This window comes from Halomonas sp. 11-S5, assembly GCF_029889825.1.
Lineage (GTDB): Bacteria > Pseudomonadota > Gammaproteobacteria > Pseudomonadales > Halomonadaceae > Halomonas.
Genome location: NZ_JARANW010000003.1, coordinates 193,870 through 213,011 on the forward strand (window position 1 = coordinate 193,870; position 19,142 = coordinate 213,011).

The following is a 19,142-nucleotide window of genomic DNA, read 5'->3' on the forward strand; positions in this document are numbered from 1 at the left end:
AGACCATGAGCAAGCAACTGATTCTGGCCCTCTCCAAGGGCCGCATTCTCGACGAGACCCTGCCGCTGCTGGCCGATGCCGGCATCGCCCCGGTCGAGGACCTGGGCAAGAGCCGCAAGCTGCTGTTCGATACCAACCTGCCGGATGTCAAGCTGGTGGTGATCCGGGCCACGGACGTGCCGACCTATGTGCAGCTCGGGGCGGCGGATCTTGGCGTGGCCGGCAAGGACGTGCTGCTCGAGCACGGCGTCGAGGGCCTCTACGAGCCCCTCGACCTGGAGATCGCCCGCTGCCGGCTGATGACCGCCGGCGTCACCGGGGCCGAGCCGGCGCGGGCCCGCCGGCGGGTGGCCACCAAGTTCGTCAACGTGGCGCGCCGCTGGTATGCCGAGCAGGGGATCCAGGCCGAGGTGATCAAGCTCTACGGTGCCATGGAACTGGCTCCGCTGATGAACCTGGCCGACGAGATCGTCGACATCGTCGATACCGGCAATACCCTTAGGGCCAACGGCATGGAGCCGCGCGAGCTGATCGCCCCGGTCAGCACGCGGCTGGTGGTTAACAAGGCGGCGATGACCATGAAGCACGAACGCCTGAAACCGCTCATCGCCCGCCTGCGCGAAGCGGTGGCGGCGCGTCGCGATAGCCTTGCCGTGTCGGCTCCATAGCCATGCCTGTCTTGCCCGCGGCCCGACGCCGCGGCAGTCTCACAGACAACGAGCCCCGTTTCGAGAGGAAGTCACTGCCATGAGCCAATCCCCCACCGATGGCGTCGAGATCGCCCGGCTGTCGACCTCGCAGGCCGACTTCGATCGCCGCCTGGCCGACCTGCTGGCCTGGGAGGGGGTCTCCGATGCCGCGGTCCAGCAGCGCGTCGACGAGATCCTCGCCGCTGTCAAGGCCCGGGGCGATGCGGCCCTGGTCGAGTACTCGAATCGCTTCGACCGACTCGCCGTCTCTTCCATGGCCGAGCTGACCCTGAGCGAGGGCCGGCTACGCCAGGCCTTCGAAGGCCTGCCGGCCGACCAGCGCGAGGCCCTGACGAGCGCCGCCGAGCGCATCCGCGCCTACCACGAGCGCCAGAAGCCGGCCTCCTGGCACTACACCGAGGCCGACGGCACCGTGCTGGGCCAGCAGGTCACGCCCCTGGATCGCGCGGGCATCTACGTGCCGGGCGGCAAGGCGGCCTACCCCTCCTCGGTGCTGATGAACGCCATTCCTGCTCATGTGGCCGGGGTGCGCGAGATCGTCATGGTGGTGCCGACCCCCGATGGCATCCTCAACGAGCTGGTGCTGGCCGCCGCTTATCTCGCCGGCGTCGACCATGTCTTCACCATCGGCGGCGCCCAGGCGGTGGCGGCCCTGGCCTTCGGCACCGAGACGGTGCCGCGGGTGGACAAGGTCGTCGGCCCGGGCAACATCTACGTGGCGACCGCCAAGCGGGCGGTGTTCGGCCAGGTGGGCATCGACATGATCGCCGGCCCCTCGGAGATCCTGGTGGTCTCGGACGGCGGTACCGACCCGGACTGGCTGGCCATGGATCTCTTCTCCCAGGCCGAGCACGACGAGGATGCTCAGGCGGTGCTGGTGAGCTGGGACCTCGAACACCTGCAGGCGGTGGAGGCGTCGATCGAGCGGCTGCTGCCGACCCTGGAGCGCGCCCCCATCGTGCGCGAGTCGCTGGCCCGCCGCGGTGCGTTGATCCACTGCCAGGGGCGTGACGAGGCGCTGGCGCTGATCAACCGCATCGCCCCGGAGCACCTGGAGCTCTCTGTGGCCAATCCCGAGGGCTGGCTGCCGGAGGTGCGCCATGCCGGGGCCATCTTCATGGGGCGCTATACCGCCGAGGCGCTGGGCGACTACTGCGCCGGCCCTAACCACGTGCTGCCCACCTCGGGGACGGCGCGCTTCTCCTCGCCGCTGGGGGTCTACGACTTCCAGAAACGCTCCTCGATCATCCACTGCTCGGCACAGGGTGCCGGGGAACTCGGCAAGGTCGCCTCCACGCTGGCCAGGGGCGAGTCGCTCACCGCCCATGCCCGTTCGGCCGAGTATCGCCTCAAGGCGTGACGCCCCGGTGAGCGGAGGTGGCGCATGATTGCCCCCATGACAGCAGAGGGCCCCGCCAGTCGGCGGGGCCCTCGCGTCGTTGGGGGCGTCACTCTCCGTCGGGGCGGCGCGGCTCCGGGGTCGGGCGCTCGCCGAGCTCGATGGTCACCTCGCGGCGCTCGCCGCCACGCACCACCGTGAGTGGCAGGCGGGTGCCGGGCGCCATCGCGGCGAGGTCACTCATGGTGCGCCGGGGATCGAGCACCGGCTGGCCGTCGACCTCCAGCAGCACGTCGCCGGGCTGCAGGCCCGCGCGGTCGGCGGGGCCGTCCGGCACCACGCCGGCGATGATCACCCCGGCCGGCGTCTGCAGGCCGAAGGAGGCGGCCAGTTCCTGGTTGAGCTCCTGGGCCTCGATGCCCATCCAGCCGCGGATGACGCGCCCGCGGGTGACCAGCTCCTCGAGGATGTTGCGGGCCAGGTTGGCGGGGATCGCGAAGCCGATGCCCTGGGAACCGCCGGAGCGCGAGAAGATGGCGGTATTGATGCCGACCAGGGCGCCCTCGGCGTTGACCAGCGCGCCCCCCGAGTTGCCGGGGTTGATGGCGGCATCGGTCTGGATGAAGTCCTCGTAGGCATTGAGTCCCAGGTGGCTGCGCCCGGTGGCGCTGATGATGCCCATGGTCACCGTCTGGCCGACCCCGAAGGGGTTGCCGATGGCCAGCGAGACGTCGCCCACGGCGACCTCGGTGGTGTCGGTCAGCTCCATCACCGGCAGCGACTCCAGGTCGATGCGCAACACGGCAAGGTCGCTCTCGGGGTCGGTGCCGATCACTTCGGCCAGGGTCTCGCGACCGTCGCGCAGGGCGACCTGGATCTGGTCGGCACCGCGGATCACGTGGTGGTTGGTCAGCACGTAGCCATCGTCACTGACGATGACCCCGGAACCGAGGCTGGAGAGCATGCGTTGGCGGCTGGGCAGCTCGTCACCGAAGAACTGGCGGAAGAAGGGGTCCGACATGAGGGGGTGCTCCTCCCGCTCGACCACCCGGGTGGAGTAGATGTTGACGACCGCCGGCGCGGCGCGCTCCACCGCCTGCGCATAGCTGGTACGCCCCTGCTGGCGAGTGAGGGGCTCGGCCTGGCGCACCTCCGGGGCCTCGCGGGGCTGGGTCTCGCGGGACTGGGTCTCGTCCTCGGACTGTACCAGCCCCGGTGTGACGGGGGCTGTCGGCGGCGGGGCCGGTCGGCCGATCAGCTGCGGGAAGGCGTTGAGCAACACGATGGCCGCCAGCACACCGATGAGGACGGGCCAGAGGTAGGGGAGCAGGGTGCGTCGCATGCAGCGGGGGTCCTTGTCGACGGTGCTGGATCGCGGGCTATCCTCCCGCTGTTACACTGGACGGATTGTAACATTGCCAACCCGACCGCGCCCGGAGGCTGCATGACGAATCGAGACGACCTGGTCGCCGCCTGCGACCGACTGCTGGAGCCCGAACGCTTCAAGGACTACACCGTGAACGGCTTGCAGGTGGCCGGCACCGAGCGAGTCACGCGGGTCATGACGGGGGTGACCGCCTGCCAGGCCCTGCTCGATGAAGCTGCGGCCTGGCAGGCCGACCTCGTGCTGGTGCATCACGGCTACTTCTGGAAGAACGAACCGGTCACCATTACCGGCATCAAGCGTCGGCGCCTGGCGACGCTGCTGGCCCACGACATTAACCTGTTGGCCTATCACCTGCCACTGGATAGCCACCCCGAGCTCGGCAACAACGCTGAACTTGGCCGCCGGCTAGGCTTCACCGTGACGGGCTGCGCCGATGGCGAGTTCGGCGAGGGGCTGGTGTGGCTGGGTGAGCCGCGGCCGGGTCTCGACGCCGCCGGCCTGGCCCGCGACGTCGGGGCGTGCCTGGGTCGCGAGCCGCTGCTGATCGAGGCGCCGGGGGGCGGCGAGATTCGCCGTGTCGCCTGGTGCACCGGCGGGGCCCAGGACATGATCGCCGATGCCCGGGAGGCCGGGGCCGATGCCTTCATCTCCGGCGAGATATCCGAACGCACCACCCACCTGGCCCGCGAGATGGGCATCCACTACCTGGCGGCGGGCCACCATGCGACCGAGCGTTACGGGGTTCAGGCCCTGGGCGAGTGGCTCGCGGCCGAGTTCGGTCTCGAGCATCGCTTCGTCGACATCGATAACCCCGCCTGAGCAGAACGCGCACCCCAGAGCAGTCGAGTCGAGGGTGAGCATCCAGCGAGAGGGCAGGCTCAGTAGCGCGGCGGCTGGGGGGCGGCGGCCTCGTCGCCGCTCTTGAGGCCGAAGTCCTCGGAGAGGGTGCCGCGGTTGCCGTCGGCGTAATCCCGGGGCACGGCGGGCTCCGTCGTGGTCGTGGCGGGGTCGGGGGAGACGGCGTCCATGGCCTGGCGGCGCAGCGAGCGGGCGCCAAGGCGGTCTCTGGCCTCTTCGGCTTCCTGCTCGAGGCCCTGGCTCTCGCGGTGCAGGCTCTCGGCGAGCCGAGCGATACGTTCGATGCTGTCGCCCATGCCGTCCTTGAATTCCGCCAGTTCGCGCTCGCGCTCGGCGAGACGCTGGCGCAGGCGCTGGGTGTTGCCGGCGCTGGCATTGAGCAGGTGGTAGCCCAGTGCGCCGATGCCGATGCCGGCCAGCAGGCAGGCGATGGCCAGCACCCAGTTGATGTTGGTCTCATCCACGTTGTGCGTTCTCCCTGGAGCGTTGGACGACATGCCGCGCGAGGCGCGGGTATCGTCATCTGGCCGGACTCGATCCGGGCGTCCATTATAGGGGCGACGCGGTACGCCGGGTCAACGCGGTGGCCGGCGATGCCAAGTGAGGTCGGGAAGCGTATAATGCCCCGCGAACGTCCCGAGTACCGGCCCTCAGGAATCCCCATGAGCGAGACGCACCCCCCCACGGCTTCCCGCAATGCGCGGCGCCCCGAGACGCCGATGACCCGTTACCAAGCGGACCTCGAGCGCCACGGTTTCCAGCCTGACGCCGCCCAGGCGCAGGCGGTGAAGCACCTGCAACGTCTCTATGACGAGCTGGTGGCCACCCCGCCCTCCCGGGTGGTGCCGCCGAAGCGCGGTGGCGGGCTCAAGTCACGTATGGCAGGCCTGTTCGGCCGGCGCGATCGCGAGGAGCCATCCGCGCCGGCGCTGCCCGCGATCCATGGGCTCTACTGCTGGGGTGGGGTAGGGCGTGGCAAGACCTACCTCATGGATACCTTCTTCGAGACGCTGCCCTTTCCCGAAAAGATGCGCACCCACTTCCACCGCTTCATGCAGCGGGTGCACAACGAGCTCGAGCACTACAAGGGCGAGCGCAACCCGCTGACGCTGATCGCCGCCAAGTTCGCGGCCGAGGCCCGGGTCATCTGCTTCGACGAGTTCTTCGTCAAGGACATCACCGATGCCATGATCCTGGCCAACCTGCTCGAGTCGCTCTTCGCGCACGGCGTGGTGCTGGTGGCGACCTCGAACATCGTCCCCGGGGAGCTCTACAAGGATGGCCTGCAGCGCGCCCGCTTCCTGCCGGCCATCGACCTGCTCGAGCGTCACTGCGAGGTGGTCAACGTGGACTCGGGGATCGACTACCGCCTGCGCGCCCTGGAGCGCGCCGAGATCTTCCATGCCCCGCTGGACGACGAGGCCGAGGCCGAACTGGCCCGCAGTTTCCGCGAGATCGCCGGCCACGAGGGCGAGGCGGGGGCGCCGATCGAGATCAATCGTCGCGTGCTGCATGCCCGCCGGCTGCATGACGACGTGGTGTGGTTCGAGTTCGGCGAGCTCTGCGATGGCCCCCGTAGTCAGAACGACTACATCGAGCTGGCCCGCGAGTTCCACAGCGTGCTGGTCTCCAACGTCACGCGCATGGGGGCCTCCCAGGACGACCAAGCCAGGCGCTTTATCAACATGGTCGACGAGTTCTACGACCGAGGCGTCAAGCTGCTGATGTCCGCCGAGGTGCAAGCCGAGCAGCTCTACCGCGACGGTCGCCTGGAGTTCGAGTTCCAGCGCACCCTCTCGCGGCTCCAGGAGATGCAGTCCCACGACTACCTGGCACTGCCGCACAAGCCTTGACCCGGCCTGGCTTCTCCGGGGGTCTTAAGCCGTAAGCTTGAAGCTGGAAGAAAAACCTTGAGCCAAATGCCATCGGTAGCATGCTGGCTTCGAGCTTGCGTGCGGCATTGCCTTGACGATGACGGCTCGTGTAGAATGCGCGCTCGATCGACTGTTGCCTCGCCCTTAGGGAGCAGGCAACCAAGAAAAATAGGGATGGTTCCATGCCGGACGCCCGGCGGCAGAACCCAATACATCAAATGGTGATTCATCCATGAAGACGTTCACTGCCAAACCGCAGTCCGTCCAGCGCGACTGGTTCGTCGTCGATGCTACGGACAAGACGCTCGGCCGTCTGGCCACCGAGATCGCTCGTCGCCTGCGCGGGAAGCACAAGCCGGAATACACCCCGCATGTTGATGGCGGCGACTACATCGTCGTGATCAATGCCGAGAAGGTCCAGGTCACCGGCAACAAGGCCCGCGCCAAGACCTACTACCGCCATACCGGCTACCCGGGTGGCCTGCGCTCCATGAATTTCGAGAAGATGATCGCCCACGCACCAGAGCGTGTCATCGAGTCGGCCGTCAAGGGCATGTTGCCGAAGGGTCCCCTGGGTCGTGCCATGTATACCAAGCTGAAGGTCTACGCCGGCACCGAGCATCCGCACGCTGCCCAGCAGCCGCAAGCACTGAACATCTGAGGGAATCTTCGCCATGACACAGCAGTATTACGGTACCGGGCGCCGCAAGACCTCTACCGCCCGCGTTTTCATGAAGCCGGGCACCGGCAAGATCACCGTCAACAGCCATGAGCTGGACCAGTATTTCGGCCGCGTCACTGGTCGCATGGTGGTTCGCCAGCCGCTCGAGCTGACCGAGACCCTCGGTCAGTTCGACGTCTACGTCACTGTCAAGGGTGGTGGTGGTTCGTCCCAGGCGGGCGCCATCCGTCACGGCATCACCCGTGCCCTGTTGGACTACAATGAGGACTTCCGCGGCCAGCTGCGCGAAGCGGGCTATGTCACCCGTGACGCCCGTCAGGTCGAGCGCAAGAAGATCGGCCTGCGCAAGGCGCGTCGTCGCCCGCAGTTCTCCAAGCGCTGATACGCCTCGTATCGCCGCACGAAAACGCCCAGGTCCAGCGACCTGGGCGTTTTTTGTTCTGGATCAAGAATTTGTCGTCAGGTTTCCCGCTTGCTAAGGGAACCTTTCCTTGTGCGGGGCGACACGATTTTTTACCATACACTGCATTTGGTATCCGTGGTCGCGGGGGATTCACTGCTCGTGATGGAACAACGGGTAAGCTGATGGGAGAAACCTGAAAATGGCAGATAACGGCGTAAACAAGGGTCGGCGCCGTTTCCTCGTAGGTGCCACCACCGTCGTGGGTGCGGTGGGTGCCGTCGGGGTTGCGGTCCCCTTTGTGGCTTCCTGGCAGCCGAGTGCCAGGGCAAAAGCGGCGGGTGCCCCCGTCCAGGCCGACGTGTCGAAGCTCGAACCCGGGCAGCGCATGACCGTCGAGTGGCGGGGCAAGCCGGTATGGATCCTCAATCGCTCTCCGGAGATGATCGAGCGTACCAAGTCTATCGAGGCCGACCGGCTGGTTGACCCACAGTCCGAAGTGCCCCAGCAGCCCGCCTACATCGAGGGTCTGCTGCGCTCCATCAAGCCGGAAATCGGCGTGATCGTCGGCATCTGCACTCACCTGGGCTGCTCACCGCTGTTCAAGCCCGAGCCGGATGCCGAAGGGGTCGGCGTGGATGACTGGCCGGGTGGCTTCTTCTGCCCCTGTCACGGTTCGCGCTTCGATCTGGCCGGTCGGGTGTTCCGCAACGTGCCGGCACCGGCCAACCTCGAAGTGCCGCCTTACCGTTTCGACAGCGATGTGCTGATCACTGTCGGCGAAGATGAGGAGACTGCCTGATGGCTAACCCTAACAAGGTCAAGGCGGAGCGCGGCTTGATGCGCTGGGTCGATGACCGCTTCCCGGCCACCCAGATGTGGCAGGACCACATGGCACAGTATTACGCGCCGAAGAACTTCAACTTCTGGTATTTCTTCGGTTCGCTGGCGCTACTGGCGCTAGTCAACCAGATCCTCACCGGTGTCTGGCTGACCATGAGCTACAATCCCACCGCCGAGGGCGCCTTCGCCTCGGTCGAGTACATCATGCGTGACGTGGAGTTCGGCTGGCTGATCCGCTACATGCACTCCACCGGCGCCTCGGCATTCTTCGTGGTGGTCTACCTGCACATGTTCCGCGGGCTGCTCTACGGCTCCTACAAGGCGCCCCGCGAGCTGGTGTGGATCTTTGGCATGGCCATCTACCTGGCGCTGATGGCCGAGGCCTTCATGGGCTACCTGCTGCCCTGGGGGCAGATGTCCTACTGGGGCGCCCAGGTCATCATCTCGCTGTTCTCGGCGATTCCGGCCATCGGGCCCGACCTGACCCAGTGGATTCGTGGTGACTTCCTGATCTCGGGTATCACCCTCAACCGCTTCTTCGCCCTGCACGTGGTGGCGCTGCCGATCGTCATTCTGGCGCTGGTGGTGCTGCACATCATCGCCCTGCACGAGGTCGGGTCCAACAATCCCGACGGCATCGATATCAAGAAGAAGAAGGACGAGGCCGGCAAGCCGCTGGACGGCATCCCCTTCCATCCGTATTACACGGTGAAGGACCTCGTCGGCGTGGCGGTGTTCCTGTTCGTCTTCTGCGTAGTGATCTTCTACTTCCCGGAAGGGGGCGGCTACTTCCTCGAGAAACCCAACTTCCAGCCGGCTGATCCGCTGACGACACCCATTCACATCGCGCCGGTATGGTACTTCACGCCCTTCTACGCGATGCTGCGTGCGATCACCTTCTCGCTGTTCGGCCTCGAGGCCAAGTTCCTGGGTGTCATCGCGATGGGTGGGGCGATTGCCATCCTGTTCGTGCTGCCTTGGCTCGATCGCAGCCCGGTGCGCTCCATACGCTACAAGGGCTGGATGTCCAAGGTCATGCTGGCGCTGTTCGCGATCAGCTTCGTGGTCCTGGGTGTGCTCGGGGTACTGCCGGTCACCGAGGGGCGCACGCAGCTGTCCCAGTTATGTACCGTCATCTACTTCGCCTTCTTCCTGCTGATGCCGTTCTACACCCGGCTGGAGAAGACCAAACCCGTTCCGGAAAGGGTGACTGGCTAATGAAAAAGCAACTGTTCGCACTGCTCTTCGCGCTGGTGCCGATGGTCGGGTTCGCTGCCGGAGGCGGTGGCGTCCATCTGGAGGAGATGACCCCGGACCTTGAGGACAAGGCCTCCCTGCAGAACGGCATGAAGCTGTTTGTCAACTATTGCATGGGCTGCCATTCGCTGGCGTATCAGCGTTTCGCGCGCGCCGCCGAGGACCTGGACATCCCCCAGGAGCTCGTCGAGAAGAACCTGATCTTCTCCTCTGACCTGGCCTTCAACGACCAGATGCATATCGCCATGAATAACGGCGATGCCAAAAATTGGTTCGGTGCGCCGCCCCCCGACCTGACTCTCGAGTCGCGCCTGCGCGGCACCGACTGGATCTATACGTACCTGCAGAGTTTCTACAAGGATCCGACACGTCCCACTGGCGTCAACAACAAGGTCTTCCCGCTGGTGGCCATGCCCAACGTGCTGGAGCCGCTGCAGGGTGTGCAGGAGAAGGTCTGCGCCGCGACGGACAAGCCGGTCGAGGGGGCCGAGCTCGATCCCCTGACCGGCAAGTACCAGTCCTGCGAAACCCTGCAGATCACCCAGCCCGGCGAACTGGAGCCTGCGGAATTCGAGGAGGCGGTCTACGACCTGACCAACTTCCTCGCCTACGTGGGCGAGCCGTCCAAGCTGCAGGCGCAGTCGCTGGGGCCGAAGGTGCTGATCTTCATCTTCATCTTCGGGGTTATCTCCTACTTGCTCAAGCGCGAGTACTGGCGCGACGTTCACTGATCCGTCAGTGACGGTCGTCCACGGGGGCGCATGGTCGAGGGCCATGCGCCCCTCGTGGTCTCTGCCCGATACCGGGCAGCACGATGGCCCTCAAGGCGGGGCTGGTCGTGTTATCATCTCGGCACGAACTGATGCGAGGATTGTTACATGGGTGTAGTGGCCAAGCGGTCGTCGATGATCTTCTATTCTGGAGGGGGTGACCATTACAGTCATCGTGTGCGAATCGTGCTCGCCGAGAAGGGTGTGGCCGTCGATATCGTCGAGGTGACCGACGAGCAGCACCCCGAGGAACTCGCCGACCTCAACCCCTACAACAGCGTGCCCACGCTGCTCGATCGCGACCTGGTGCTCTACGAGTCCAAGGTGATGATGGAGTACCTCGACGAGCGTTTCCCGCATCCGCCGTTGCTACCCGTCTATCCCGTGGCGCGTGCCAAGAGCCGCCTGTGGATGCACCGCATCGAGCGTGAATGGTGTCCGCTGGTCGAGCAGATCCAGCGCGGCGCGAAGAAGGACGCCGAGAAGGCCCGCAAGGAGCTGCGCGAGAGCCTGGTCGGTATCTCGCCGATCTTCGAGGACATGCCCTATTTCATGAGTGAGGAGTTCACCCTGGTGGACTGTTGCCTGGCCCCGATCCTCTGGCGCCTGCCGGTGCTGGGTATCGAGCTGCCCGAGAAACAGGTCAAGCCGCTGATGAGCTACATGGAGCGTGTGTTCGGCCGCGATGGCTTCAAGGCAGCCCTCAGCGAAAGCGAACGCGAGATGCGCCCCTGAACTTCGACCCGGTGTAGACCGGGTCCCCGGCCCAGGAGGGCCAAACGATGCAATCGAGCCGTCCCTATATTGCCAGGGCCCTTTACCAGTGGCTGCTGGACAACGACCTGACTCCCTACATCGTCGTCGATGCCGAGCAGGCGGGGGTCGAGGTCCCCCGCCAGTTCGTGCAGAACGGCCAGATCGTGCTGAACCTGGCACCCACCGCCGTGCGTGACTTTGCCATGGAGAACGCAGCGGTGAGCTTCTCGGCGCGTTTCGGCGGCCGTCCCATGCAGGTGATGGTGCCCATCGAGGCGCTGATCGCGATCTACGCCCGAGAGAGCGGCGTGGGCATGGTGTTCGGTCATGAGCCGGTGATTCCGGTCGAGGCCGCCGAGGCGGAGGAGAAGGAGCCCCGGCTCAATGAGGTGGAGAGTGCCGATGACGCTCCATCGGAAGAGGATCAAGGCGACGAGGCGCCGCCGCGCAAGGGGCGTCCCTCGCTGCGGGTCATCAAGTGATCCGCTAGTGATCGGGTTGCCGCTCTCCCCAGAGGCGGGTCATCAACGCGAAACGGCAGGCCACTGGCCTGCCGTTTCGCGTTCCGGAGGGTGCTCAGTCCAGGTAGTCGAAGACCTTGACGATGCGCTGCATGCCGCCGACGTTGGAGACGGCCTGGACGATGCGCTCTGCCTCGTTGCGAGTGACGATACCCATCAGGTAGACGCTGTTGTTCTCGACGATCACCCGGATGCGCCCCGAGTCGATCTCCTGGTTGGCCGCCAGGCTGGTACGGATGCGGGTGCTCAGCCAGGTGTCGGCGAGGCGCTGGCTGGCCGGCAGGTTGGCGGCGATGGAGAGCTCGTTGTGCACCTCGCGCACGTTGCGCACCTTATCGGCGACCTGCTCGGCCTTCGCCTTGAGTTCATCGCTGGGCACCTGGCCGGTGAGCAGCACCACGCCGTTGAAGCTGTCGACATTGATGCGGGCATCGCCCAGCCGGGCATCGGTGCGGCCGAGGTTGTGGCCAATCTTGGTCTCGATGCTCTCGTCCTCGACCTGGGTGCCGAAGGTGCGCTCGCCGTAGTTCTCGTCGATGGTTCCGGGGGTGGTGACGCCGGTCACGGTGGTGCAGCCGGCGAGGCCGAGGCCGAGGGTGAGCAGCAGGGGGGTAAGAAGGGACTTCCTGGTCATGGGGGTCACTCGCTTGTACCGAAGAGTTGTTCGTCGATCAGGTCGCACAGGCAGTGGATCGCCAGCAGGTGGACCTCCTGGATGCGTGCCGTGGACGTCGCCGGCACCCGAATCTCGCAGTCGTCCTGGCCCAGCAGCGAGGCCATGTCGCCGCCGTCCCGGCCGGTCAGAGCCACCACCGTCATGTCGCGGTCGTGGGCGGCCTGGATGGCCTGAATGACATTGGCGGAATTGCCGCTGGTGGAGATCGCCAGCAGGATGTCGCCGGGCTGACCCAAGGCACGGATCTGCTTGGAGAAGACCTCGTTGTAGCTGTAGTCATTGGCGATCGAGGTCAGGGTCGAGGTGTCGGTGGTCAAGGCCAGGGCCGGCAGGCTGGGGCGCTCCCGCTCGAAGCGGTTGAGCAGCTCCGACGAGAAATGCTGGCTGTCCCCGGCGCTGCCGCCGTTGCCGCAGGCCAGGATCTTGCCCTCGCTGACCAGGCACTGCACCATCATCTGGCTGGCCACCTCGATGAAGGGCGGCAGCACCTCACTGGCGTAGGTCTTGGTGTCGATGCTGGCATTGAAGTGGCCGAGAATGCGCTGCTGGAAATCCATGCGGGGTTCCTGGTCCTTATTCGCAGAGGGGTTTGACCGGTCAGGACGCTTCGAAGGCATCCGCCACCCATTCGATCTCTAGGTTGGGGGGCGTGCCAGTCACGGCCAGCACATCGAAGCGGCAGGGACATGATAGCCCGTTGCGCTGGAGATAAAAACGCGCTGCCCGGATCAGACGGCGCTGTTTGGTGGCGGTGACGGTTTCCAGCGGGTGCCCGTGGCGGCGGTCGGCGCGGTGGCGGACCTCGACGAACACCAGCACCTCGCCGTCGCGCATCACCAGGTCGATCTCGCCGCCCTTGGCATGCTGGTTGCTGGCCTCCAGGGAGAGCCCGCGTGCCATCAGCCAGCGCGCGGCGAGCTGCTCGATGGCGCCGCCGCGGGCGCGAGCGTCACGGGGCCCGGTCATCGCCGAACACCCCCGGGGTCAGCATGGGCTGGGGCACGCCGTTGACGAAGCGGGCCCAGGGCAGGCGGCGCTGGATGCGGCCATCCTCGCCGGCGCTCAGGGTGCCGGTGGCGCCGAACAGTTCAATGCCACCGATGGCTTGCAGTTGTGGCAGGCGAGTGGCCAGCTCGTAGGCATCCACGCCCATGGCCATCAGCCGGAACAGGGCGGGGTCGGACTCCTCGCGCAGCCGGCGATAGCTTTCGAGGAAGGGCAGGGCCTCGACGCCGCCCACGGCCGCATCGGGAATCTGCCAGGGGATATCGGCGAACAGCACGTCGTCCAGGTCGTGATCCAGGCGGGGCTGCAGGCGGCCCTCGAAGAGGTGGGAGGTGGCATAGATCGGCAGGTCGCCGCTGTCGTAGTAGTCCAGCGTCGGCGGTACCTGGCGGGCATAGTCCGGCAGGGCCAGCAGGAACAGCATGTCCGGCCGGGGGTTGGTCACGGCCCGGCGGGCGCTCTCGGTGGCCGGGGCCTCGGGGTTGTAGCGTACCGCGTTGGCGATCTCGCCCCCGCGGTCACGCCAGGCGCTCCAGAAGGCCTCGCCAACGCGGCGTCCCCAGTCGTTGTCCGGGACCAGCAACGAGGCCAGGCGGTGGCCATCGACCCAGGCACGAGAGGCGGCCTGGCGGGCCTCGTCCTCGGCAGACAGGCCGTACTGGAAGAGCCCCAGGGCCTGGTTGTGCTTGCCGCGGCCGTAGTTGAGCGCCAGGGTCGGCAGGGGGACCCGATCGCGCCTCTCCAGCTCGCTGACGGCATCCTTGTCCAGCGGGCCGATCACCACCTGGGCACCACGCTCGCTGGCCTCCCGGTAGAGCGCCTCCAGATCGCCGTGACTGCTGTCGAGGAAGGTCAGGCGGGCGCCACTGTCGACGCCCTCGAGGTGGTGGGTGCGGATCCCCTCGCGGATCGCCTCGGCAATGCCGGCGAGCGGCCCGGACTCGGGGAGGAAGATCGCGATATGGCTGACCTGCTGGCCGCGCAGCTCACCCAGGGCGGTGATCTCGCCGGGCAGGCGTCGCGCCGCCGGGTGGCCGCGATGGCGCTCGCGCCAGTCCTCCAGGCGCGCGAAGAGCCGCTGGATGTCGCCGCCACTGGAGCGCACCAGCTCGGCCAGGGCCGCCCATCCCCGGGTCAGGTCGCCGCCCTCCTCGCGCAGGCTGGCCAGTGAGCCGCCGTCCAGTCGCGAGAGCTGGTCCCAGATCGGGTCGTTGAGGTCCTCGCGCTGGGTCTCGGCCTGGACGCGAATCAGGGCCTGGGCGGCGGCGCGGGGCTCGTCGACCTTGGCCAGTGCCATCCCTAAGCGTTCACGCAGGGTCAGGGAGGCCTCGCGAGGCAGGTCGACCTCGTCGAGCAGCTGCCCGGCCTGGATCACCGCCCAGGGGTCCCCCTCGGCCTCGCCCAGCTCCGAGAGCAGCAGCGCCCAGCGGGTCCGTGCCTGGCGCTCCAGCCGACTGTCGTCGATCTCCTTGGCGACCTCCAGTGCCTGGGTGCGGCTTCCCTGGCGTGCTAGGATGTCGGCCGCCTCCAGGCGCGACAGGGCGGCCTGGCCGGGCGCCTGCTGCTCGGCCTGCTGCAGCAGGCGCTGTGGATCACCGTTGGCCTGTCGCTCGATGATGCCCGGCTGGAAGCTGCAGCCCGCAAGCAGCAGTGCGGTGAGTGCGGCGGCCAGCGGGCCGCGAAACGAGATCTTCATGAATCCTTCCTTGTCCCCATGTCCGAGAGCACCCCAGGGAGCCGAGATGTCCGATACGCCTGCCGGTTCATTGTACGTCGTCGCCACGCCCATTGGGAATCTGGACGATCTGAGCCCTCGGGCCGCCCGGGTGCTGGGGGAGGTGGCGGTGATCGCCGCCGAGGATACCCGCCACAGTGGCCGCCTGCTGCGCCACCTGGGCCTGTCGCGGCCGATGCTCTCGCTGCATGAACACAACGAGGCCGCGCGGGTCGACGCCCTGGATGCCCGCCTCGTCACCGGGGAGGATATCGCCCTGGTCAGTGACGCCGGCACGCCGCTGATCAGCGATCCCGGCTTCGTGCTGGTGCGCGAGCTGCGTGCCCGCGGGCGTCGCATCGTGCCGGTCCCGGGGCCCTGTGCCTTGGTGGCGGCCCTGTCGGCGGCGGGGCTGCCCACCGACCGCTTCCTTTTCCAGGGCTTCTTGCCGGCGAAGGGGGGCGGTCGCCGGGGGCGGCTGGAGGCGCTGGCGACCCGCGAGGAGACCCTGGTGTTCTACGAGTCTCCCCACCGCATCCGTGACACCCTGGCGGACCTGACTGCCACCCTCGGAGCACGCCGGGTGGTGCTGGCCCGTGAGCTGACCAAGGCCTTCGAGACCTTCCTGGACGGCAGCGCCGCTGAGCTGCTTGAGCGCATGGACGGGGATCCGGACCAGGCGCGTGGCGAGTTCGTGGTGATAGTGGCCGGGGCTCCTCCTCGCGGCGACGTAAATGCCTCGACGGTGGAGGCCGATGCACTGCTTTCGGCCCTGCTCGAGGAGGGGGTGGGGGTCAAGCAGGCGGCCGCCGTGGCGGCGCGGATGCTGGGCGGTGCCAAGAAGGTCTGGTATGGCCGGCTGCAGGCGCTCAAGGACGGGCATTGAGGCAGGGGGAGGGCACTGGTATCCTTGCCCCGGGAGTTGGCCAGACAGTCGCCGCCGCTCTGGCCTTCGGGCCGGGGCGGGGGAGGAAAGTCCGGGCTCCACAGGGCAGAGTGCCAGGTAATGCCTGGGCGGCGTGAGCCGACGGAAAGTGCAGCAGAGAGCAGACCGCCTACGTCTCCCTCGGGAGGCCGGCAAGGGTGAAAGGGTGCGGTAAGAGCGCACCGCGCGCCTGGCAACAGAGCGTGGCACGGTAAACCCCACTCGGAGCAAGACCAAATAGGAACCCCATGACGTGGCCCGCGTCGGGTTCGGGTAGGTTGCTTGAGGGCCCTGGTGACACGGCCCCTAGAGGAATGACTGTCCACGACAGAACCCGGCTTATCGGCCGACTCCCTTTATTCGAATACTGCCGTTTCGTACGGCCCCTCAGCCCCTCGAACGAGAGTCACATGCCGTCATCCGCCCCTGAACAGCCCGCCCGCGGCTTTCGCCATGCCAGCGTGCTGCTCGATGGCGCCGTGGAGGTGCTGGTCCACGACCCCGAGGGCGCGTACCTGGACGGTACCTTCGGCCGCGGTGGCCATTCGCGCGCCATCCTCGCGCGGCTGGCCCCCGAGGGCCGCCTGCTGGCCATCGATCGCGACCCCCAGGCCGTCGCCGAGGCCGTGGCCATCGACGACCCGCGCTTCACCATCGAGCAGGGCGAGTTCGCCCGTCTCGGCGAGATCGCCGATCGCCACGGCCTGCATGGCCGGCTGGCCGGCGTCCTGCTCGACGTGGGGGTCTCGTCACCCCAGCTCGACGATCCCGAGCGGGGCTTCAGCTTCCTGCGCGACGGCCCCCTGGACATGCGCATGGACCCCACCCGCGGCGAGAGTGCCGCGGGCTTCCTGGCGCGGGCCAGCGAAGGCGAGATCGCCGCTGTCTTCAAGGCCTATGGCGAGGAGCGCTTCGCCCGCCGCCTGGCCCGAGCCATCGTGGCGCGGCGCGCCGAGCGCCCCTTCGCGCGGACCGCGGATCTCGCCGAGGTGGTCAAGGTCGCCCATCCCGCTTGGGAGAAGGGCAAGCACCCGGCGACCCGGGTCTTCCAGGCCCTGCGCATCCAGGTCAATGGCGAGCTGGAACAGCTCGATACCGCCCTCGAGGCGGCGCTGGAGGCCCTTGCTCCGGGCGGCCACCTGGTGGTGATCAGCTTCCACTCGCTGGAAGACCGCCGGGTCAAGCGCTTCATTCGCGACCACGTGCGTGGCGACATCGACCTGCCGCGCGGCATCCCGATCCGCGACGACCAGCTCAAGCGGCGCCTGGCGTCGCTGGGCAAGGCGCATCGTCCCTCTGCCGAGGAGGTCGAGGAGAACCCCCGTGCGCGCAGTGCGGTGATGCGTGTGGCGCGCAAGCGATACTGAGGTCGGTCATGGCACAGGGGCGATCCGCGGCAACCTCCTCGTTCGGCTGGCCCCTTCGCCTGGGGGCATCGCCGCGGCTGCTGCTGGTCGCCTTGCTGCTGACGGCCTGCCTGGGCTCGGCCCTGGCGGTGATCACCACCAGTCACCTGATCCGTGGCCAGTATGCCCGCCTGCAGCAGCTCGAGCGCGAGCAGCAGCAGCTGCAGACCGAATGGGGACAGTTGCTGCTCGAGGAGAGCGCTTGGTCCTCGCCCGCCCGCATCGAGCGCCTGGCCCAGGAGCGCCTGGAGATGCGCCTGCCCGACATCGACGAGGTCGAGGTCATCCGGCCATGAGCGCCGACCCCCGCAGCGGTGTGACGCCGCGTCGGCCGCCGCCCATGGCACCCATGGGCCGGCTGCGCTACGGGGTGATGATGACGCTGGTGCTGGCGGGGCTGGCGCTGCTGACCGGCCGCATCATCGACCTGCAGGTCTTCGACCGTCCCTTTCTGCAGGGGCAGGGCGATGCCCGTACCCTGCGCACCGACACCATCCCCGCCCATCGCGGCATGATCACTGACCGCCACGGCGAGCCGCTGGCCATCTCTACCCCGGTGGTCACCCTCTGGGCCAATCCCCAGGACCTGCCGGCCGACGACATCCAGCGCCTGATGCTGGCCAGGGCCCTAGGCCAGGAGCTGGATGCGCTCAACGAGCGCATCACGCGCTACGCCGAGCGCGAGTTCATGTACCTCCGCCGTCGCATGACGCCGGAGGCGGCCCAGCAGGTGCTGGACCTGCGCATTCGCGGCGTCCACGCCCGGGAGGAGTACAAGCGCTACTACCCGGCGGGGGAAGTGACCGCGCAGTTGCTGGGGGTGACCAATATCGACGACCTGGGTCAGGAGGGTCTGGAGCTGGCCTACCAGCATCACCTCGCCGGGGTGCCCGGCAAGCGCCGGGTGCTCAAGGATCGCCGCGGCCGCCTGGTGCGCGACCTGGCGCTGCTGCAGGAGGCCCAGCCGGGGGGGAATCTGACCCTGGCGCTGGATCAGCGCCTCCAGTACATGGCCTATCGCGAGCTCAAGGCGGCGGTGGCCGAGCATGACGCCGATGGCGGCATCGTGGTGATGCTCGATGCCCGCAGTGGCGAGGTGCTGGCCATGGCCAACCAGCCCTCCTACAACCCCAACAATCGCGCCGGACTCGACACCCAGGGGTTGCGCAACCGGGCCATCGTCGACACCTTCGAGCCTGGGTCGGTCATCAAGCCGTTGGCGATGGCCGCCATGATCGAGAGCGGCAAGGTGCCGCTGGATACGGTGGTCGATACCTCGCCGGGCTGGATGGTCATCGACCGTTTCACCATCAAGGACATCGGCAACTACGGCAAGCTGACCCTGTCCGGTATCCTCGAGAAGTCCTCGAACATCGGCATGTCCAAGCTGGCGCTGCGTCTGGACGACCCGGTAGTGCCGGCGACCTACCGGGCCGTGGGCTTGGGGCAGAGCCCGGGGACCGGCTTCCCTGGCGAAGCGACCGGCAGTATCCCGGCCCCGGTGCGCTGGTCGAGCAGCCAGTGGGCGGCCCTCGCCTACGGGTACGGCCTCTCGGTCTCGGCGCTGCAGCTGGCCAGTGCCTACACGGCGATTGCCAACGACGGCCGGCGCCTGCCGCCTTCGCTGCTCAAACTCGGCCAGGCGCCGGCCGGCGAGCCGGCCATCGACCCGGGCGTGGCGCGGCGGATCCTGGGGATGATGGATAAGGTCGTCGAGCCCGGCACCGGCGCCCGCCGGGCACTGGTGCCGGGCTACCGGGTCGCCGGCAAGACGGGGACCGTGCGCAAGACCGATGCCGGCGGGTATCAGGAGAAGGTCTACCGCGGCCTGTTCGTCGGCATCGCCCCCGTCTCGGACCCGCGCATCGTCACGGTGGTGATGATCGATCACCCGCGGGGCGACAGCTACTACGGCGGGGCGGTGGCGGCGCCAGTCTTCTCGCGGGTGGCCGGCAATGCCCTGCGCCTGCTGGACGTGCCACCGGATGCCCGGGAGCCGGATTCATGAGCGCAAGCCCT

21 protein-coding genes and 1 other RNA gene are annotated in these 19,142 nt (G+C 67.4%); 16 read left to right on the forward strand and 6 right to left on the reverse strand.

Annotation, left to right across the window (positions count from 1 at the left end; all coding sequences use genetic code 11):
• Window positions 1–5: 5 nt before the first annotated feature.
• Window positions 6–668, forward strand: a complete 663-nt coding sequence (gene hisG, locus OP497_RS03960) for an ATP phosphoribosyltransferase (protein ID WP_280546683.1) — start codon at window positions 6–8, stop codon at window positions 666–668.
• Between the two features lie 79 nt (window positions 669–747).
• Window positions 748–2,070, forward strand: coding sequence for a histidinol dehydrogenase (gene hisD, locus OP497_RS03965; protein WP_280546685.1), 1,323 nt, complete (start codon window positions 748–750; stop codon window positions 2,068–2,070).
• A gap of 88 nt (window positions 2,071–2,158) precedes the next feature.
• Here the strand turns inward: hisD and OP497_RS03970 are convergent, their stop codons facing one another.
• Window positions 2,159–3,391, reverse strand: coding sequence for a Do family serine endopeptidase (locus OP497_RS03970; protein WP_280546686.1), 1,233 nt, complete (start codon window positions 3,389–3,391; stop codon window positions 2,159–2,161).
• A gap of 102 nt (window positions 3,392–3,493) precedes the next feature.
• Between OP497_RS03970 and OP497_RS03975 the strand changes: the two genes are divergently transcribed.
• Window positions 3,494–4,255 (forward strand): Nif3-like dinuclear metal center hexameric protein, encoded by a 762-nt coding sequence (locus OP497_RS03975; protein ID WP_280546688.1) that lies wholly within the window; start codon window positions 3,494–3,496, stop codon window positions 4,253–4,255.
• Between the two features lie 59 nt (window positions 4,256–4,314).
• Here OP497_RS03975 and OP497_RS03980 read toward each other — a convergent pair whose 3' ends face one another.
• Window positions 4,315–4,758 (reverse strand): DUF1043 family protein, encoded by a 444-nt coding sequence (locus OP497_RS03980; protein WP_280546689.1) that lies wholly within the window; start codon window positions 4,756–4,758, stop codon window positions 4,315–4,317.
• Window positions 4,759–4,956: 198 nt separating this feature from the next.
• On the opposite strand from OP497_RS03980, the gene zapE reads away from it, so the two are divergent.
• From zapE to OP497_RS04020, 8 genes are all read left to right on the forward strand, one after another.
• Window positions 4,957–6,147: a cell division protein ZapE gene (gene zapE / locus OP497_RS03985; RefSeq protein WP_280546690.1), complete on the forward strand. Its 1,191-nt coding sequence runs from the start codon at window positions 4,957–4,959 to the stop codon at window positions 6,145–6,147.
• 253 nt (window positions 6,148–6,400) lie between these two features.
• Window positions 6,401–6,829: a 50S ribosomal protein L13 gene (rplM, locus tag OP497_RS03990; RefSeq protein WP_280546691.1), complete on the forward strand. Its 429-nt coding sequence runs from the start codon at window positions 6,401–6,403 to the stop codon at window positions 6,827–6,829.
• Between the two features lie 13 nt (window positions 6,830–6,842).
• Window positions 6,843–7,232 carry a 30S ribosomal protein S9 gene (gene rpsI, locus OP497_RS03995; protein ID WP_280546692.1) on the forward strand — a complete coding sequence of 130 codons (390 nt, stop codon included), beginning with the start codon at window positions 6,843–6,845 and terminating at the stop codon, window positions 7,230–7,232.
• Window positions 7,233–7,452: 220 nt separating this feature from the next.
• A complete protein-coding gene (petA, locus tag OP497_RS04000; RefSeq protein ID WP_280546693.1) occupies window positions 7,453–8,052 on the forward strand; it encodes a ubiquinol-cytochrome c reductase iron-sulfur subunit in 600 nt (199 codons plus the stop codon).
• The gene (locus tag OP497_RS04005; RefSeq protein ID WP_280546694.1) at window positions 8,052–9,311 is read left to right on the forward strand and encodes a cytochrome bc complex cytochrome b subunit; all 1,260 of its coding nucleotides are present in this window, start codon (window positions 8,052–8,054) and stop codon (window positions 9,309–9,311) included. The genes petA and OP497_RS04005 overlap by 1 nt, the downstream gene beginning before the upstream one ends.
• Window positions 9,311–10,081, forward strand: coding sequence for a cytochrome c1 (locus OP497_RS04010; protein WP_280546695.1), 771 nt, complete (start codon window positions 9,311–9,313; stop codon window positions 10,079–10,081). The genes OP497_RS04005 and OP497_RS04010 overlap by 1 nt, the downstream gene beginning before the upstream one ends.
• A 147-nt stretch (window positions 10,082–10,228) precedes the next feature.
• A complete protein-coding gene (sspA, locus tag OP497_RS04015; RefSeq protein ID WP_280546696.1) occupies window positions 10,229–10,855 on the forward strand; it encodes a stringent starvation protein SspA in 627 nt (208 codons plus the stop codon).
• A gap of 47 nt (window positions 10,856–10,902) precedes the next feature.
• Window positions 10,903–11,358, forward strand: coding sequence for a ClpXP protease specificity-enhancing factor (locus OP497_RS04020; protein WP_280546697.1), 456 nt, complete (start codon window positions 10,903–10,905; stop codon window positions 11,356–11,358).
• A 94-nt stretch (window positions 11,359–11,452) separates the two neighbouring features.
• Here the strand turns inward: OP497_RS04020 and OP497_RS04025 are convergent, their stop codons facing one another.
• Genes OP497_RS04025 through OP497_RS04040 form a run of 4 tightly spaced genes read right to left on the reverse strand, consistent with a single transcriptional unit; the run spans window position 11,453 to window position 14,774 of the window.
• A complete protein-coding gene (locus OP497_RS04025; protein ID WP_280546698.1) occupies window positions 11,453–12,031 on the reverse strand; it encodes a BON domain-containing protein in 579 nt (192 codons plus the stop codon).
• A gap of 5 nt (window positions 12,032–12,036) precedes the next feature.
• On the reverse strand, window positions 12,037–12,630 hold the full coding sequence (locus OP497_RS04030) for a phosphoheptose isomerase (RefSeq protein WP_280546699.1): 594 nt from the start codon (window positions 12,628–12,630) through the stop codon (window positions 12,037–12,039).
• 40 nt (window positions 12,631–12,670) lie between these two features.
• Window positions 12,671–13,039, reverse strand: coding sequence for a YraN family protein (locus tag OP497_RS04035; protein ID WP_280546701.1), 369 nt, complete (start codon window positions 13,037–13,039; stop codon window positions 12,671–12,673).
• Window positions 13,023–14,774, reverse strand: a complete 1,752-nt coding sequence (locus tag OP497_RS04040; protein ID WP_280546702.1) for a penicillin-binding protein activator — start codon at window positions 14,772–14,774, stop codon at window positions 13,023–13,025. The genes OP497_RS04035 and OP497_RS04040 overlap by 17 nt, the downstream gene beginning before the upstream one ends.
• A 46-nt stretch (window positions 14,775–14,820) precedes the next feature.
• On the opposite strand from OP497_RS04040, the gene rsmI reads away from it, so the two are divergent.
• From rsmI to OP497_RS04065, 5 genes are all read left to right on the forward strand, one after another.
• Complete coding sequence (gene rsmI, locus OP497_RS04045) at window positions 14,821–15,678, forward strand: 16S rRNA (cytidine(1402)-2'-O)-methyltransferase (RefSeq protein ID WP_280546703.1); 858 nt, start codon at window positions 14,821–14,823, stop codon at window positions 15,676–15,678.
• 32 nt (window positions 15,679–15,710) lie between these two features.
• Window positions 15,711–16,075, forward strand: an RNA gene (gene rnpB, locus OP497_RS04050) — RNase P RNA component class A.
• Window positions 16,076–16,127: 52 nt separating this feature from the next.
• A complete protein-coding gene (gene rsmH / locus OP497_RS04055; RefSeq protein ID WP_280546704.1) occupies window positions 16,128–17,084 on the forward strand; it encodes a 16S rRNA (cytosine(1402)-N(4))-methyltransferase RsmH in 957 nt (318 codons plus the stop codon).
• An 8-nt stretch (window positions 17,085–17,092) separates the two neighbouring features.
• Complete coding sequence (ftsL, locus tag OP497_RS04060; RefSeq protein ID WP_280546705.1) at window positions 17,093–17,419, forward strand: cell division protein FtsL; 327 nt, start codon at window positions 17,093–17,095, stop codon at window positions 17,417–17,419.
• Window positions 17,416–19,131: a penicillin-binding transpeptidase domain-containing protein gene (locus OP497_RS04065; RefSeq protein WP_280546706.1), complete on the forward strand. Its 1,716-nt coding sequence runs from the start codon at window positions 17,416–17,418 to the stop codon at window positions 19,129–19,131. The genes ftsL and OP497_RS04065 overlap by 4 nt, the downstream gene beginning before the upstream one ends.
• Window positions 19,132–19,142: the final 11 nt, after the last annotated feature.